This is a genomic window from Dyadobacter sp. CY356, assembly GCF_021440195.1.
Lineage (GTDB): Bacteria > Bacteroidota > Bacteroidia > Cytophagales > Spirosomataceae > Dyadobacter.
The window spans coordinates 338,113-353,685 of sequence record NZ_JAJTSZ010000004.1; the positions used below are offsets into that span (position 1 = coordinate 338,113).

Annotated in this window: 15 protein-coding genes; 10 read left to right on the top strand and 5 right to left on the bottom strand. The window is 39.9% G+C overall.

Translation table 11 applies throughout. The annotated features are described in order from the left end of the window. Positions 1–4 precede the first annotated feature (4 nt). The 5 genes from LXL81_RS15710 (at position 5) to LXL81_RS15730 (ending at position 4,415) form a co-directional block, all read left to right on the top strand. Entirely contained in the window at positions 5–2,164 is a 2,160-nt protein-coding gene (locus LXL81_RS15710; protein ID WP_234647749.1) for a 7TM diverse intracellular signaling domain-containing protein, read from the top strand. A gap of 4 nt (positions 2,165–2,168) precedes the next feature. After that, on the top strand, positions 2,169–3,260 hold the full coding sequence (locus tag LXL81_RS15715; RefSeq protein ID WP_234647750.1) for a hybrid sensor histidine kinase/response regulator: 1,092 nt from the start codon (positions 2,169–2,171) through the stop codon (positions 3,258–3,260). A 5-nt stretch (positions 3,261–3,265) separates the two neighbouring features. Further along, positions 3,266–3,655 carry a two-component system response regulator gene (locus tag LXL81_RS15720; RefSeq protein WP_234647751.1) on the top strand — a complete coding sequence of 130 codons (390 nt, stop codon included), beginning with the start codon at positions 3,266–3,268 and terminating at the stop codon, positions 3,653–3,655. Positions 3,656–3,916: 261 nt separating this feature from the next. Next, a complete protein-coding gene (locus LXL81_RS15725) occupies positions 3,917–4,138 on the top strand; it encodes a hypothetical protein (RefSeq protein WP_234647752.1) in 222 nt (73 codons plus the stop codon). A gap of 133 nt (positions 4,139–4,271) precedes the next feature. Beyond that, positions 4,272–4,415, top strand: coding sequence for a hypothetical protein (locus LXL81_RS15730; RefSeq protein ID WP_234647753.1), 144 nt, complete (start codon positions 4,272–4,274; stop codon positions 4,413–4,415). A 218-nt stretch (positions 4,416–4,633) separates the two neighbouring features. Here LXL81_RS15730 and LXL81_RS15735 read toward each other — a convergent pair whose 3' ends face one another. The 4 genes from LXL81_RS15735 to LXL81_RS15750 form a co-directional block, all read right to left on the bottom strand. Further along, positions 4,634–5,338: an L-ribulose-5-phosphate 4-epimerase gene (locus LXL81_RS15735; RefSeq protein ID WP_234647754.1), complete on the bottom strand. Its 705-nt coding sequence runs from the start codon at positions 5,336–5,338 to the stop codon at positions 4,634–4,636. A 75-nt stretch (positions 5,339–5,413) separates the two neighbouring features. Continuing rightward, the gene (gene araA / locus LXL81_RS15740; RefSeq protein ID WP_234647755.1) at positions 5,414–6,904 is read right to left on the bottom strand and encodes an L-arabinose isomerase; all 1,491 of its coding nucleotides are present in this window, start codon (positions 6,902–6,904) and stop codon (positions 5,414–5,416) included. 42 nt (positions 6,905–6,946) lie between these two features. Beyond that, a complete protein-coding gene (locus LXL81_RS15745; protein ID WP_234647756.1) occupies positions 6,947–8,617 on the bottom strand; it encodes a ribulokinase in 1,671 nt (556 codons plus the stop codon). 207 nt (positions 8,618–8,824) lie between these two features. Beyond that, a complete protein-coding gene (locus LXL81_RS15750) occupies positions 8,825–9,535 on the bottom strand; it encodes an NrtR DNA-binding winged helix domain-containing protein (RefSeq protein ID WP_234647757.1) in 711 nt (236 codons plus the stop codon). A 206-nt stretch (positions 9,536–9,741) separates the two neighbouring features. Here LXL81_RS15750 and LXL81_RS15755 point away from each other — a divergent pair, with 206 nt between their 5' ends. From LXL81_RS15755 to LXL81_RS15770, 4 genes are all read left to right on the top strand, one after another. After that, the gene (locus tag LXL81_RS15755; protein WP_234647758.1) at positions 9,742–10,347 is read left to right on the top strand and encodes an RNA polymerase sigma factor; all 606 of its coding nucleotides are present in this window, start codon (positions 9,742–9,744) and stop codon (positions 10,345–10,347) included. A gap of 90 nt (positions 10,348–10,437) precedes the next feature. Beyond that, positions 10,438–12,276, top strand: a complete 1,839-nt coding sequence (locus tag LXL81_RS15760) for an alkaline phosphatase (RefSeq protein WP_234647759.1) — start codon at positions 10,438–10,440, stop codon at positions 12,274–12,276. 99 nt (positions 12,277–12,375) lie between these two features. Next, the gene (locus LXL81_RS15765) at positions 12,376–12,612 is read left to right on the top strand and encodes a hypothetical protein (protein WP_234647760.1); all 237 of its coding nucleotides are present in this window, start codon (positions 12,376–12,378) and stop codon (positions 12,610–12,612) included. Continuing rightward, positions 12,609–13,013 carry a type II toxin-antitoxin system VapC family toxin gene (locus LXL81_RS15770; protein WP_234647761.1) on the top strand — a complete coding sequence of 135 codons (405 nt, stop codon included), beginning with the start codon at positions 12,609–12,611 and terminating at the stop codon, positions 13,011–13,013. Before LXL81_RS15765 ends, LXL81_RS15770 begins: the two co-directional genes overlap by 4 nt. A gap of 61 nt (positions 13,014–13,074) precedes the next feature. Here the strand turns inward: LXL81_RS15770 and LXL81_RS15775 are convergent, their stop codons facing one another. Further along, entirely contained in the window at positions 13,075–14,355 is a 1,281-nt protein-coding gene (locus LXL81_RS15775; protein ID WP_234647762.1) for an amidohydrolase family protein, read from the bottom strand. A 198-nt stretch (positions 14,356–14,553) separates the two neighbouring features. On the opposite strand from LXL81_RS15775, the gene LXL81_RS15780 reads away from it, so the two are divergent. After that, entirely contained in the window at positions 14,554–15,573 is a 1,020-nt protein-coding gene (locus tag LXL81_RS15780; protein ID WP_234647763.1) for a FecR family protein, read from the top strand.

Genomic DNA, 15,573 nt, shown 5'->3' on the forward strand with positions numbered 1-15,573 from the left:
CAACATGATGAAATTCTCCGGATTTTTGTTTCTTTTTTTAATTATCCTTTCTCCTCTTCGGTTAAAAGCCGGGGAAGTTGATTTTCGCGGACAGGACATACTGATCGGGAAATTTCTTGAAATCGCTGAGGATACAAAAAATGAGTATAAATTCCCGAATTTCCCGGCTTCGGCAAATTTCGTAAAAAGCACCAGCGAAACGCCAAATCTCGGGCTTAGCAAATCTACCTACTGGATCAGGTTTACGGTAAAAAATGACAGCGAGGAGCGTAAGATGTTTCTGGAACTGGCCTATCCCATGCTTCATTCCTGTGAGCTTTTTGCCCTTGATTCCGGACGAATCGAAGAAAAATCGGTTCTTGAAAATTCTTCATTCAGTCAGAGAGAAGTAAATCATCAGAGTATTGTTTTCAAAATAAACGTAAAACAGGGAACATCTAAAACTTTTTATCTCAAAATTAAAGGAGGCAGACAGGTCGTGCTTCCTCTGATACTTCGTACAGAAAACGGCTTTTTCCAATCCGCGCTTTTAAGTGAAATCATTACAGGAATATTCATTGGAATTATACTGGTCATGATTCTGTACAACCTGTTTATTTTCTTTTCTACCCGTGATAAAAGTTATTTATATTACGTGTTGTATATCCTGTTCATAGGATTAGCCCAAACAACGCTGAATGGTTATACATTCAAATATTTATGGCCATCCGTTCAGTCACTTAATAACTCGGCGATTGTGTGGTTTTCGGCACTTGCCGGCACTTTCGCGATCCTTTTCATACGTGAATTCCTGCACATGGCCGGAAGGATGCCCATTTGGAATAATCTTCTTTATGGCATTATTGCCCTCTACACCCTGGCAGTATTTTTCTCCATAACCGGCGACGGTATGTTAAGCTACCGTTTTGTTGACCTGGGTGGATTAATCGGAGCCATTCTGACATTTGTTGTTGCATTGAAATTATCATTGCAAGGTTATCGTCCTGCTAAATTTTTCCTGCTTGCCTGGTCCATTTTTCTTCTTGGATTGGTATTGTTTGTGATGCGTAACCTAAACTTACTGCCGTATAATCTTTTTACAAATTATACCATGCAATTTGGCACTGCAATAGAGGTAATATTGCTTTCTTTTGCACTGGCAGATAAAATTAATATATTGAAAAAGGAAAGGGAACTATCGCAGGAACAGGCACTCAGAATTTCGCTCGAAAATGAAAAAATCATCCGCGAACAAAATGTTTCTCTAGAAAAGAAAGTTTCTGAAAGAACGATTGAATTAACACAAACCAATAGTGACCTGGAAGACACGCTTAATAAATTGAAAGATGCTCAATCCCAATTGATTGAATCTGAAAAAATGGCGTCACTTGGTCAACTCACCGCTGGTATTGCGCACGAAATTAATAATCCGATTAACTTCGTAAGCTCCAACATTATGCCATTAAGAAGGGATATAGATGATGTGATGGAGATTCTGACGGAATACAATGATGTGCAACAAATTGATTCCCTGGAGGGTATACATACCAAACTGAATCAAATTGAAAAGCTGAAAGAAGAGCTGGATCTGGATTATGTCAAGACAGAGATCGGGTTACTGCTTTCCGGAATGGAAGACGGCGCCAGACGCACAGTTGAAATAGTGAAGGGGCTGAAAGTATTTTCAAGACTTGATGAATCGGACCTTAATTTTGTAAATTTAAATGAAGGAATTGAATCAACGCTGGTAATCCTGAATTATCAGATGGGAACCAATCTTGAACTTCACAAAAATCTGGGAAGCATACCAAATGTGGAGTGTTATGGCGGGAAAATGAATCAGGTTTTTATGAATATACTGACCAATTCAATTTATGCCGTTCAAAAAAGCAATTTAACCGACAGGAAGCCTACCATATGGGTTAAAACTTTCCTGAAAGACAATGAGCATGTTACTATTTCCATAAAAGATAATGGCTCCGGAATGAGCCCAGAGGTGAAAGCCAAAATTTATGATCCTTTTTTCACAACCAAAGATGTCGGTGAGGGTACCGGTTTAGGATTATCTATCGTTTTTAAGATTATTGAAGTACATTACGGAACAATTGAAGTAATATCAGAAGTCAACCAGGGAACGGAGTTTATAATTACGCTCCCGATAACCAAGAAAAATAGCCTTACCTAAATCAATGACTGAAAAACAGATACGCATACTATACATTGACGATGAGGAGCATAATCTGCAATCGTTCAAGGCATCTTTTCGTAAACAATACAACATTACCACAACCACATCCGTAGTTGAGGCAGAGACTTTTATGGAACAAAAAGATTTCCATATTATCCTCGCAGATCAGAAAATGCCGGGAATGACCGGAACCCAGTTTTTTGAAAAAATCAGAGTAAGATTTCCTGAACCGATCAGAATTCTAATCACTGGACATACGGATATCAGTGCGGCAATTGACGCTATCAACAAAGGAGAAGTTTTCAGGTTTATTGATAAACCCTGGGATTATACCTATGTAGAAAATGCCATAACCCACGCCTTTGAGATTTTCAGTACCAGAGCCGAATTAAAGCAAAGGAATCTTGATCTGGAAAAAGCTTACGAAGAACTTGATAAATTTGTTTATAGTGCCTCCCACGACCTGAGAGCGCCATTGATGTCGGTTTTAGGTATTGTCAACCTGGCATTGATGGAGGAAAATGTTGAGTCTCAAAATGAGTATCTGGACCTGATCAAGCAATCTGTAAAAAAACTGGATACATTCATTATCAATATCATTGATTATTACAAAAATGCCCGTGGTGTAGCCACCATCACTCCGATTAATTTTGAAGAGCTCGTCAATGATGTCACCGAAGCAATTAAGTACCTGCCGGAATTCGAAAATATTGAAATGACGACAGACATCAAACAAACCGGTGTTTTTGAATCGGATATGATGAAGCTTAGAATTATCTTTAATAATCTGATCACTAATGCTGTAAAATTCCAGGATACAAAAAAGGAAAAGTCATTTATTAAATTAACGATTCTTGCCACACCGGCCCATACTTCAATTACTTTTGAAGACAATGGACTCGGGATAAAAAAAGATGATCTGGAAAAAATATTTAAAATGTTTTACCGCGCTGGTGCTACAAATAGCGGCTCAGGTATAGGGCTTTATATTGTACATGAAGCCATTAATAAGCTGGAAGGAGAAATTAAGGTTACATCAACGTTGGGTGAGGGCAGTATTTTTGAAATAAATATTCCTTCAGTAAATAAATAGAAATTATGACTGCTCAGTTTGATTTTATCTTAATTGACGATAGCGCCTTTGATTTATTTATTTACGAAAAGTTAATTATTAAAAGCGGTATAGGCAATTCCGTTCGGCCCTTTAATTCTGCTCAGGACGCCCTTGAATATCTGGCAAGCGAGGGTGAAAACCTTCCCGAGATCGTAATATTACTTGATCTGCAAATGCCGGGCATGAATGGATTCGAATTTATCGAACAGTTTGATCTGCTTCCTGAACATATTAAGGAGAAGATCCGGATTTACATGTTGTCTTCAACCATTGATACCCGGGATATTGACAAAGCCAAAGCCAGCGCTTCAATCATCGATCTATTGTCAAAACCTCTGGAAATAGGGGTTCTTAAAACGATTCTGATTAACTGACCATTTATTAAATTTTGTTCTCCTGCACTGTCCGGCTCCTCATCGGATTAAAATTCTGCTGCACATATTACCAGAGTGTAATAAATATCTACAACTGCGGCACAAAAGGTAATTAATCAATAACTTTGAAAATTATTTTTATAAAACAATTTGTAGTTTATATATAATTGTTTTAACAAAATTGTAATCGGTTACATGCTGGGTATGTTTTTATTAATGTTTAGTATTCATTAACTCAGCACCATGTATTATAACCCGAAAATGAAAACTGATATTAAAACATTACTTGAAATAAAAAGACTACACGAACAATACGTAAAAGAAGTGGAACATAGTGGGATTAAACCTTTGTCCATAGAAATTTACAAATCTCATTCAAAGAATTTTGTAAGATGGATTGACGGTGATTTTGTACCGGGTGGAAAACTAAGAAGAATCCTCGAAGACAACATGCTAAAAGAACAAAAAGAATCCGTGATCTAAAAACATCTTTCTCTACAAAGTTCTCAAAACGCGATACTGCTTGCAGTAGAATTTTCGAATTTGTTTATTTAGCTTTGAGTGGTAATCTTTTATTCAGGATTTACCGTATATAAAAATATTCAAACACAGGATTATGATTATTGCATTGCTTAACTTTTTTAAAGGCCGGTTTGACAAAGACTCCATTCAGGCAGCTAAATCAAGCGAAAAACGCATGACACGCCAGGAAGCATTTCAGCAAATGAGAGAACTTGCTAAAAAAACAGGGACAAAATAATATTTTAATGATTAATTGTTAATTGTTAATGATGGCGTAATTGGGCATTGTTGCTTTGTTCCTAGCTTCATAACTAGTTAATACCTAGAAAACCCCATTTGTTGCTTAAAATCGACAAATTGCATATTAAGCCTGGAACGACTAATCATTCTAATTCCAATAACTCAATCAAATCAACAAAATCTCACTTTCCACCATTAACCCTTAACAATTAATAATTAACCATTACCCTGTCCATAATAAGCGTTTTTTCCGTGTTTTCTGAAAAAGTGTTTATCAATGAGGCTTTGTTTTATTGAGGCAACATCTGGATTAATTTGCATGGTCAGATACGCCATTTTTGCTATTTCTTCCAGAACGACTGCATTGTAAACTGCCTTGCCAGGGTCTTTCCCCCAGGTAAACGGCCCATGACAGGCCACCAAAACCATTTCCACTTCTTCCGGACTAAGAGATAAACGGTTGAAAAGATTTAATATCTGGTTCCCTGTTTCATGCTCATAATCTCCCTGGATCATTTCGTCTGTCATTACTTCTGTAATAGGAACAGGTGCCACCAAGTGATCGGCGTGGGTTGTACCGAGATTAGGAATCGACATCCCTGCCTGCGACCAGGCCACTGCATAGGTGGAGTGCGTATGACAAACGCCGCCGATTGTTGGAAAATTTCTGTAAAGCAGCGTATGCGTTTTTGTATCAGACGATGGACGCATATTGCCTTCAACCAAAACATTATCAAGATCAACAATAACGATATCTTCAACCTTCAGCTTTCGATATGGCACACCGCTTGGTTTTATGGCCACAACACCGGCTGTGCGGTCAACTCCGCTGACATTTCCAAAGGTAACAATAGCCAGTTCTTCCTTCGGAATTTCCATATTGGCTTCGTAAACCTGTTCTTTTAGATATTTATATAACATTTTATTAAGCTAATAAACCGGGCTGAACCGACTATTATATTGACTAATTTTGAGATAGCATTTAATTTGACTGCATCACTTGTAATATGCTTCGCTCCACCGCAGCTCATTTTTCAGTTGACGTAAGGTTGTGTTTTTATCAATAACAACGAGCTCAATACCTACCATTTCTGCAAACATCTCAATCTGTTCCGTACCCAGATTCTGACTGAAAACCGTATGATGTGCACCACCGGCATAAATCCAGGCCGCACAACCCGTCTTCATATCAGGCGCAGGTTTCCAAAGCGCACGGGCCACAGGAAGTTTCGGCAATTCTTCATCCACAGCAACGGCTTCAACCTCATTCACCAGCAAACGAAACCGGTTGCCCATATCAATGAGAGAAACGTTTATGGCGGGACCGGCCGGTGCATTAAAAACCAGGCGTACAGGATCTTCTTTTCCTCCTATTCCCAATGGATGAATTTCACAGGAGGGTTTTCCATCAGCAATCGTTGGGCAGATTTCGAGCATATGCGATCCTAAAACCAAATTTCTATCCGGATTGAAATGATACGTATAATCCTCCATAAAAGAATTCCCACCCGGCAGGCCGCTTCCCATCACTTTTAGTGCGCGAACCATTGCAGCGGTTTTCCAGTCGCCCTCTCCCGCATAACCATAACCGGCAGCCATCATACGTTGCGAGCCGATTCCCGGCAACTGCTTCATTCCGTATAAATCTTCGAACGTATTGGTGTATCCCTTGAAATTACCGTCTTCCAGAAAATACTTTAAACCAAGTTCAATCCGCGCTGCATCCTGTAACGCGCTATATTTTTCATTTCCTTTCCGAAGAGATGAAACCAGTTGGTACTGATCTTCATATTCCGTAATTAATTTATCAACAGCTTCATCAGAAACCTGGTTGATAACTTTTACCAGATCTCCGACGGCATAGGTATTTACAGAAAATCCAAATGTCATTTCTGCCGCAACTTTATCTCCGTCAGTTACAGCAACTTGCCGCATATTATCCCCAAAGCGAGCAAATCGCGCCCCGTTCAGGTCTTGTCTGGCGGTCGCTACTCTCGACCATGAAGCAATTCCTTCAATGACATCATTTTGCTGCCAGTGACCAACGATAACCTTACGATTAATCCTCATCCGCGTCATGATGTAACCAAACTCCCTGTCGCCATGCGCAGACTGGTTCAGGTTCATGAAATCCATGTCAATATCCTTCCATGGAATATCACGGTTGAATTGGGTATGTAAATGCAGCAGCGGCTTTTGGAGTATTTGTAAACCGCGAATCCACATCTTGGCCGGTGAAAAAGTATGCATCCACGCTACAATTCCAACACAACTTGCAGCCATATTGGCATCCTGACAAATACGGTATATTTCCTCAGGAGATTTGACAACCGGTTTAAAAACAACACGAACCGGTATTTCAGAATTTTTGTCAAAAAAATCACTTATTATCTGGGAATGTTCCGCTACCTGACGGAGCGTATCCTCTCCGTATAAATCCTGGCTACCGGTTACAAACCATATTTCAAATTTCGTTAAGTCCAACATGGAGGCTGATCGGGTATAAATTAGTTTGGATAATTACTGTTATTAAACTGCTTTCAAATCTTCAAATGAATTTTCTTTTGTACCAAATTCAACAAACTTTCCTGCTTTCAGATAGCGCTGGTAAAGCTTTTCATATATTAAAGCGGTTTCAGGCCTTGGATAATATGTTGTATCAAAACCGGAGTTCATGGCTTGCTGGGCTTCGGAAAGTGTCTTATGAATGCCACTGGCAACCGCAGCAAACATGGCTGCTCCAAGTGCACAGGCCTGATCTGATGATACCACTTTAATTGGCATGTTCATCACATCAGCCAAAGTCTGCATCACAAAACCGGATTTTTTTGCGACCCCACCAATGGCAATAACTTCACGAATAGGCACCCCCTCCCGTACGAAACGATCAGCAATACTTTTTGAACCGTAAGCAGTTGCTTCAACGAGTGCTTTGAAAACAGCCGCTGCATCACTCGCAAGATTTAGCCCCAGAATTGCCCCTTTCAAGGTATGATTGGCATCAGGCGTACGCCGGCCGTTGAGCCAGTCTATGGCCACAATGTCATTTTCAGTTACGGGCAGCTGGGCTGCCTGTGATGACAAATGTGGAAGCAGTTTTTCAGAAAGTTCTTTGGCCGCGCTTTCTCCCAAAATCCCGGCAACAGGCGTAGTAATGAGTTTGGCAAACCAGGCATATATGTCTCCAAAACCCGATTGTCCGGCCTCCATACCCAACATGCCTGGCACGATCGAGCCATCAACCTGACCACAAATTCCCTGTATCAGCAAATGACCGATTTCTTCATTTGGAGCCACCAGCATATCGCAGGTTGAAGTTCCGATTACTTTGCAAAGTGCATAAGGTTCGATTAAGGCTCCCACCGCACCCATGTGACAATCAAATGCGCCGACACCAATAGTTACATCCAACGGAATACCCAATTTTTCCGCCCACTGAGCAGAAATGGTTCCCATCGGTTTATCAGATGTTTCTGTTTTTGAAAAAAGCCGGTCACGAATTCCTGCTAAAAGCGGATCCAGCGCAACGAAAAACTCTTCCGACGGAAGTCCGTCAAATTCATTATGCCATAACGCTTTATGCCCTGCCGCACAGCGCGACCGGTGCATGGTTAACGGATCAGTATTCCCAGTTAGTTCCGCTGAAATCCAGTCGCAGTGCTCAACCCATGAAAATGCTGCATCACGTACCTTTTCATCGATCCTTAACGTTTTTAATATTTTTGACCAAAACCATTCGGATGAATAAATTCCTCCCACGTATTTGGTATAATCTGTATCCCAGTGATGCGCAAGATGATTAATTTCTTCTGCCTCAGCGTTCGCAGTATGATCTTTCCAAAGAATAAACATCCCATTCGGATTCTCAGCAAATTCAGGCAGAAGTGATAGCGGCGTACCATTTCTATCTACCGCCACAGGAGTGGATCCTGTTGTATCTATTGAAATTCCGGTCACGTTTTCACGAACCTCCGCACCGGCATTTTTTAATGCATCAGTTACGCAAGATTCCAGTCCTTCGAGATAATCCAGCGGATGCTGCCTGAATCGGGAAATGGCTGGATCGCAATATCTTCCTTCTTTCCATCTTTTGTATTCATGCACAGCCGTGCCCGCTGTTTCTCCGGTATGCGCATTTACAACCAACGCCCGAACCGAATCGGTACCATAATCAATACCTATAACGTACTTATTTTTCATATGCAAGACTGCTGAAATACTTTAAAGTTCAGGATAAATATATTTTCAAATAGGGATGATCTTGAAAGTTCTGCCTGCAAACAGTAGAATCGTTCAACAACTATGATTAATCGGTTTGTAAATGTAATATATTTTATTTATAGTGTATATGTGACACAATTAAAATTACATTTATTGCGTCTTTCAATTTCAAAATTCACCCTTCAATTAAATTTTAACAGGTTTCATTGAATCCGGCATGAAGTTCCAGAAAGCGTGAAATTTCTCTTTATAACGAATGGTATCAAGCTTATACAATGTCGCTTTTTTGGTGGTAGAATTACTGTTCTTACAACCAGTATCGATCAGCAAACCTGTTGAAAGCAGTTTTCTACTGAAATTCCGCCGGTCGAGCGGTGTGTTATAAATCGCTTCGTATAACTTTTGCAACTGTGGAATTGTAAAAAGCTCCGGTAATAGTTCAAACCCTATCGGATGCAGTGCCGCCTTATAACGCAGGTGCTCAATAGCCCGGCTGACCATATCATCATGGTCAAAAATCAATCCTGGAAGCTGATCAAGACTGATCCAGGAAGCATTGTGACTTTTTACAGCTTCGGAATCATGTTCTTCAATTTGTATCAAAGCAAAAAAAACGACCGATACGGTTCTTTCTGCCGGATCGCGCTTTACCTTCCCGAATGTTTCAAGCTGCTCAACATAAATGTTTTTTAATCCGGTGAGATCGTAAATAATTCTGCCCGCCCCTACTTCAAGATCTTCATCCTCTCTGAGAAAACCGCCCATGAGTGACCATTTCCCCATTTCCGGTTCCAGATTTCGCTTTACGAGGAGTAGTTTTATATCCTTTCCGTCAAAACCAAAAATGATACAATCAATAGCAAGCAGAATGCGCGAAGTGACGGGATACCTGTACATAAAAAATTAAACGTAATACTTCTGATAGATTGGGTGGGCAAAATACAACTTCTCACTTGGTTAGTACTAAATTGTGTAAAATTTTTAACTTTATTAACTTTTTGTTATCAAAAAACAAAAAATCAAAGTGATTACTTAACTTTCAAGTGAAGTGTTTGAGCAAATTTAGGCTGATTTTTGTTAAAAGTTTCTTACCTTAATTTACAATGATTAAGGCCTTGAAAATCATGAGCCAGTTGTACCTTACCTATTCTGATGAAAATATTCTCGAACTGATTGGTCAGGACGACGAACTTGCATTTGGTGAGCTCTACGAACGGTATTTCAAGGTTTTGTTCAATTATGTTTATTCCAAAGTTGGTGATCAGTTTTCAGCGCAGGAAATTGTTCAGGAATTGTTTGTAAATATCTGGCAGCAGCGTCAAAAAAATCAGATCCAGACTTGCCGTCCCTTTCTTTTTGCTGTCGCAAAGAAATCCATAATCAATTTTTACAGGAAGGAATTTACCAGAAAACATCATTACAACCAGTGGGAAATTCAGGCATCCACCATTTCCGAATTGACAGACCAGACCGTTCTTACGGCAGATCTTCAAAATAAATATGAACGTGCACTTGATATGTTACCTGCCAAATGCCGGGAAGTTTTCGTCAGAAGTCGCCAGGGACTGACCAATCGTGAAATTGCAGCTGAACTGATTATTTCTGAAAAAACTGTTGAACAGCATATTACAAAGGCTCTCCGCATTTTAAGACAACATTTGAAAGAACATCTTGCTTACCTGATAATTTTTTATCAATTATTTTTATAACCCGGCTAAGGGTAATTTCTCTCACACACGACTTTTATTCGAAACTAATATTTATCCAATTTTCGTTCAGACAGAACGTCTTTCCCTTTTATGAAGTTTATAATTCCAGCAATCCTTTCCGCTTTTCTTTTTGTTAATCAGGCTGATGCACAAAGTCCCGTACATTATACCACCGCACAAGCCCATTCACACAACGACTACGAGCAGAACATCCCCTTTTTCAGAGCTTATTATCAGCAATTTGGTTCAATTGAAGCAGATATTTTTCTAAAAAATGACAGCATTTTTGTGGCGCATGATCAAAAATATATTACTTCAAAAAATACGTTTGACGCTCTGTATTTAAAACCAATCCTTGATCAGATCGAGAAAAATAAAGGAAGTATTTATCCCGATAAAAGTCTTGGCCTGCAGTTACTGATCGATTTGAAGACGCCTGGCAAAGAAACCATTCCGGCCCTGATAAAAATACTCAAACCGCATACCAATATTTTTTATCCAAAAGGTCCCGTAAAACTTGTTTTAAGCGGTGATGTGCCACCTCCACAGGAATTTGATCAATACCCTGATTATCTGTTTTTTGACGGACGACCAGAAGTTCAGTATACCAAAGCACAACTGGAAAAAGTTGGGCTGATCAGTCAGGATTTTGCAAAATATACGCATTGGAACGGTAAAGGTGTTTTGGTAAAAAGTGAGAAAGACGCCATTCAGGCTGTTATAAAAAAGGTGCATGACCAGGGTAAAAAAGTGCGTCTATGGGCAACGCCGGACAATGTGAATGCCTGGAAAATGCTGATGAATCTGGGGCTGGATTATCTTAACACGGATAAGGTTGAAGAATTGGGTCCTTATTTGAGAAACCGTCCGGATGCAGAATTTACCGCTGACAAAATACAGCCGCTCTACAAACCGACTTATCGTAATAATGATAAGCAGTCAAAAGTCAAAAATGTAATTTTACTTATTGGTGATGGTATGGGGCTGACACAGATTTATTCCGGGGTAACAGCTAACCGCGGAGAACTCAATCTAACCAGATTTCTAAATATCGGTTTTTCCAAAACCAGTGCTGCTGATAGTTACATAACAGATTCTGCGGCTGGCGCAACAGCGATGGCCACCGGGAAAAAGACAAGAAACAGAGCGATTGGCGTTGACACAAATAACGTTGCGCTGCCAACTTTGCCCGACAGAATCAAACCACTTGGTATTAAAACCGGACTCATCTCAGCCGGAAATATTGTTGACGCTACACCAGCTGCCTTTTTCGCACACCGTTCCGACAGGAGTATGGAAGCGTTAATAGCCCATGATTATCTGAGATCACCTGTCGAGGTTCTGATTGGAGGCGGAGCACCACTTTTTGACAAAGAAAAGATTTCTGATTCACTTCGCATAAAGGGAATTCAGTATTCAAATAAATGGCAGGATTTGAATACCTTGAAAACTCCGTTTGTACTATTAGATGATTCCAAAACAGTATCCATTCTGAATGGTCGTGGTAATTTCCTTACCGAAGCTTTCACAAAAGCGCAGCAATCGCTGTCCAAAAACGAAAAAGGATTTTTCATGATGGCCGAAGGCGCACAGATTGACTACGGCGGACACGCCAATAAGGTCCCATACGTTGTGACGGAAATGCTTGATTTCGACCAGCTGATCGGAGAAGCCTTGCGTTTTGCCGATAGTAACGGTGAAACACTTGTGATCGTAACAGCGGATCATGAAACCGGCGGATTGACTTTACTGGACGGTGATTTGAAAAAAGGATATGTCGACGGCCATTTCAGCACCAATGATCATACCTCTGTCATGGTTCCCGTCTTTGCGTATGGTCCGCATTCTATGGATTTTAGAGGAGTATATGAAAACACAGAAATTTATGAGAAGATATTGAAGGTTTTTAATAGGTATGGGAAGAAGTAGTTATTTTATTTAAATTATTCAAATTCAGAATATTCCGCATTTAAAATTTTAAAGTTTTCAAAATACAGCTAACTTTAATAATTATCAAACCATAAGACCATGCAACACACATTTAGAGTAAATACGGAAAATTTGAATCAGGAATTTATCAAAAATATCCAATTGATCTTTGGTAAAAAAGAGATCTTAATCAATGTCACAGACCTGGAAAATGACAAAATAATTGATCAGAGGGAGATCTATAAAAAGTCACTTGAAATAAGGGAAAGATTCAAGAACATGAAGATAGACCCCAATCTGGATCTTTCCTCTATGGCAAATGATGTTAACCTGTGATTTATTTTGACGCTGATGTTCTGATTCACTTTCTTCTGCCCCAGGATGTAGTGAAACATAAACAGGCTAATCATCTATATCAATCGGCTACGGAAAAGAATCAATTTTTCATTTCTCTTTTATGTCTTCAGGAAATTGCTTTTGTTCTTCATAAATTAGGACAGAAATCGGAGGATATTGAAGCTATGCTTTACAATTTTTTATCTTCTCGGCCAGTATCATATGAAGTTTCCGATTTGCTCAGGGCGATTGAGTTGGGTAAACAAATTGGTTTCAATAATACCAACGATTGTATTCATCTTGCTATTGCAGAAGCCTATTGTAATGAAATTTACACTTTTAATAAATCTGATTTTAAGCGCCTCCAAAACCTGACGAAATTAAAAATCACCATACTATAAATTTAAAAAGAGACAACCAGCCAGTTGATAACTTGTCTGGTTGTCTCCGTTTAAATTCCTCTTACTTCAACTTATAAACCACCCCGTCCTTCATCACAAAAGTAACATTCATCATCACCGTCGGATCTGTTATCGGATCTGCATCAACGGCAATAATATCTGCCAGTTTTCCAACTTCAACAGAACCAATCTGATCTTTCATGCTTAATATTTCAGAATTGGTACGTGTTGCCGCAAGCAGCGCTTCTGCCATCGGCATTCCGGCTTCGGTCATGTAAACAAATTCTTTGGCATTTTTTCCGTGTACATATACACCAGCGTCCGTTCCGAATCCAATCTTCACACCAGCTTTGTATGCTTTTGCGAAGGATTCCTGGATCATTTTCCCGGTTTCCAAAGCTTTTGGAACAACAAGCGGATGATAGTATCCCGGAATTTTGGCAGAATCCGAAGCTGTTTTTCCGGCAATAATGGTCGGAACCAGATATGCCCCTTTTTCCTTAAAAAGTTTGATACACTCGTCATCCAGAAATGAACCGTGTTCGATTGTCGTAACACCAGCGCGCAGTGCACGTTTCATACCTTCCGCTCCGTGTGCATGCGCCGCCACTTTCAGTCCATAATCATTAGCTGTTTCAATAAGTGCCTTTAATTCGTCCGGTTGAAACTGGGGACCTTTTCCATTTTTGGCTATACTCAAAACACCGCCGGTCGCTGTGATTTTGATCCAGTCAACACCATCTTTGTAACGTTGACGAATGGCCTGACGCGCCTCATCGGGACTATTGATCACACCATCCAAAGCAGCTGGCGGGAGTTGCAGTTCCGGTTTGATACCGTTTGACGGATCTCCATGTCCACCCGTAGTTGCAATGGTTTTTCCTGATGTAAGAATCCTTGGACCAGCAACCACTCCTCTGTTAATTGCATTCCGCAAAGCGATATTGGCACCGCTTCCACCCAGATCCCGAACTGTTGTGAATCCCGCCATCAAGGTTGTAACACCATTTTTTTGTGCATCAAAAGCGACGTCCGCCATATTCTGCTGAATTCGTTTTTGAAACTGATCTTTGCTCGTTTCACCTTCCAGATGTACATGCATATCAATCAGTCCGGGTAGCACGGTTTTATTTTTCAGGTCAATCACTTTATCTGCTGAAAGTGCTGGCGAGTATCCGTTTTCAATGGAAACAATTTTATTTTTTTCAACAATCACAGTAACCGTGGGTCTGATCGCACCATTGGTACCATCAAACAAATTGCCGCAATAAATAACCGTTCGTTGCGCGAATACACTGCTTACAGAAAAAACGGTAAGAAAAGTTAGGTAGATAAATTTCATAATAAGATGTTTTTGAGAAGAAATAGGGCTTTCCGTTGACAGTAAGTCACTGAACGTAAGTATTATAAACATACCGATTGACAAGGTAGAATCAAAATTTAAATTGGCTGTAAACCTTTATAAAAAATATTTTCAGAGCGACTAAGGGTAAGCCTGTTTTCATACGACTTGGTTTTAAAATAATAACTAAAACCCTGTATGAATCAACCTGTCCCTTCTGCCTTCCTGTTGGAGAAATACCTTAATGATCAATGCACAGCTCAGGAAAAAGAACTGGTGGATAAATGGTATGCATCAATAAATGGCAAAACGGATTATCTGGATACCCTTTCTGATTCAGAACAGTCTCATTTACAGGAAGAAACATTCGAATATATACAAACGCAAATCCATAAAAGGGAAGTCAAAATAAAAACAATATCTCCAAATCTGATCTGGTTAAGCGGTATAGCAGCTTCACTGCTGATCGGAATAGGATTTTATTTTTTTAGCCAGCGCGCTGAAATTACGACTCAAATTGCCTCTACTGATACAAAAGAACAGAGCATCACAGACACAATTTATTTCCAAAATAATGAGCCGCGGATGGTCATGCATAAGCTCCCTGACGGAAGTTCGGTCTGGATGCATGCTGATGCCGCGATTTCCTACCCGAAGAATTTCCGGAAAGATAGAAGAAATGTGACGTTTAGCGGTGAAGGTTTTTTTGATATTGCTCACGATAAAACACGCCCTTTTCTGATTCAAAGTGGTGAGGTAAGAATAAGGGTATTAGGAACGCGATTCAATGTAAAGGCACGTGAAAATCAAAAAATGTTTGAGGTTTCAGTTGTTTCAGGAAGCGTGTCCGTCACAGCACCTGGTGAAAAACAGTCGCAGGAAATCGTACTGAAACCACAGCAAAAGGCATTTTTCGAGCCAAAAATGAAACGGCTTACATTTGTCGAGATACCGCTGATTCAAACTAAAAAAGAGATTTTCGAACCTGTGACCATTGTGTTTGAGGAAACACCGCTTGCTTCGGTCATTTCTCAGCTCGAACAACGTTTTGAAACACATATCCACCTGGTTAACCCGGCAATGCTCAGCTGCAAATTAACAGCAGATTTTGAGCAGCAGCCTTTGCCGGTTATTCTGGAAATGCTTTGTACCTCATTGGAAGCGAGTTATACCATGTCGGAAAACACCATATTGATTGATGGAAAATCTTGTAAATAA

What these genes read in the sequence shown, in the direction of transcription:
- LXL81_RS15765 (WP_234647760.1), top strand. Translation starts at nt 12,376, where the DNA reads ATGCAACACACATTTAGAGTAAATACGGAAAATTTGAATCAGGAATTT.
- LXL81_RS15720 (WP_234647751.1), top strand. Translation starts at nt 3,266, where the DNA reads ATGACTGCTCAGTTTGATTTTATCTTAATTGACGATAGCGCCTTTGAT.
- LXL81_RS15715 (WP_234647750.1), top strand. Translation starts at nt 2,169, where the DNA reads ATGACTGAAAAACAGATACGCATACTATACATTGACGATGAGGAGCAT.
- LXL81_RS15780 (WP_234647763.1), top strand. Translation starts at nt 14,554, where the DNA reads ATGAATCAACCTGTCCCTTCTGCCTTCCTGTTGGAGAAATACCTTAAT.
- LXL81_RS15735 (WP_234647754.1), bottom strand. Translation starts at nt 5,338, where the DNA reads ATGTTATATAAATATCTAAAAGAACAGGTTTACGAAGCCAATATGGAA.
- araA (WP_234647755.1), bottom strand. Translation starts at nt 6,904, where the DNA reads ATGTTGGACTTAACGAAATTTGAAATATGGTTTGTAACCGGTAGCCAG.
- LXL81_RS15755 (WP_234647758.1), top strand. Translation starts at nt 9,742, where the DNA reads ATGATTAAGGCCTTGAAAATCATGAGCCAGTTGTACCTTACCTATTCT.
- LXL81_RS15730 (WP_234647753.1), top strand. Translation starts at nt 4,272, where the DNA reads ATGATTATTGCATTGCTTAACTTTTTTAAAGGCCGGTTTGACAAAGAC.
- LXL81_RS15775 (WP_234647762.1), bottom strand. Translation starts at nt 14,355, where the DNA reads ATGAAATTTATCTACCTAACTTTTCTTACCGTTTTTTCTGTAAGCAGT.
- LXL81_RS15750 (WP_234647757.1), bottom strand. Translation starts at nt 9,535, where the DNA reads ATGTACAGGTATCCCGTCACTTCGCGCATTCTGCTTGCTATTGATTGT.
- LXL81_RS15725 (WP_234647752.1), top strand. Translation starts at nt 3,917, where the DNA reads ATGAAAACTGATATTAAAACATTACTTGAAATAAAAAGACTACACGAA.
- LXL81_RS15710 (WP_234647749.1), top strand. Translation starts at nt 5, where the DNA reads ATGATGAAATTCTCCGGATTTTTGTTTCTTTTTTTAATTATCCTTTCT.
- LXL81_RS15760 (WP_234647759.1), top strand. Translation starts at nt 10,438, where the DNA reads ATGAAGTTTATAATTCCAGCAATCCTTTCCGCTTTTCTTTTTGTTAAT.
- LXL81_RS15745 (WP_234647756.1), bottom strand. Translation starts at nt 8,617, where the DNA reads ATGAAAAATAAGTACGTTATAGGTATTGATTATGGTACCGATTCGGTT.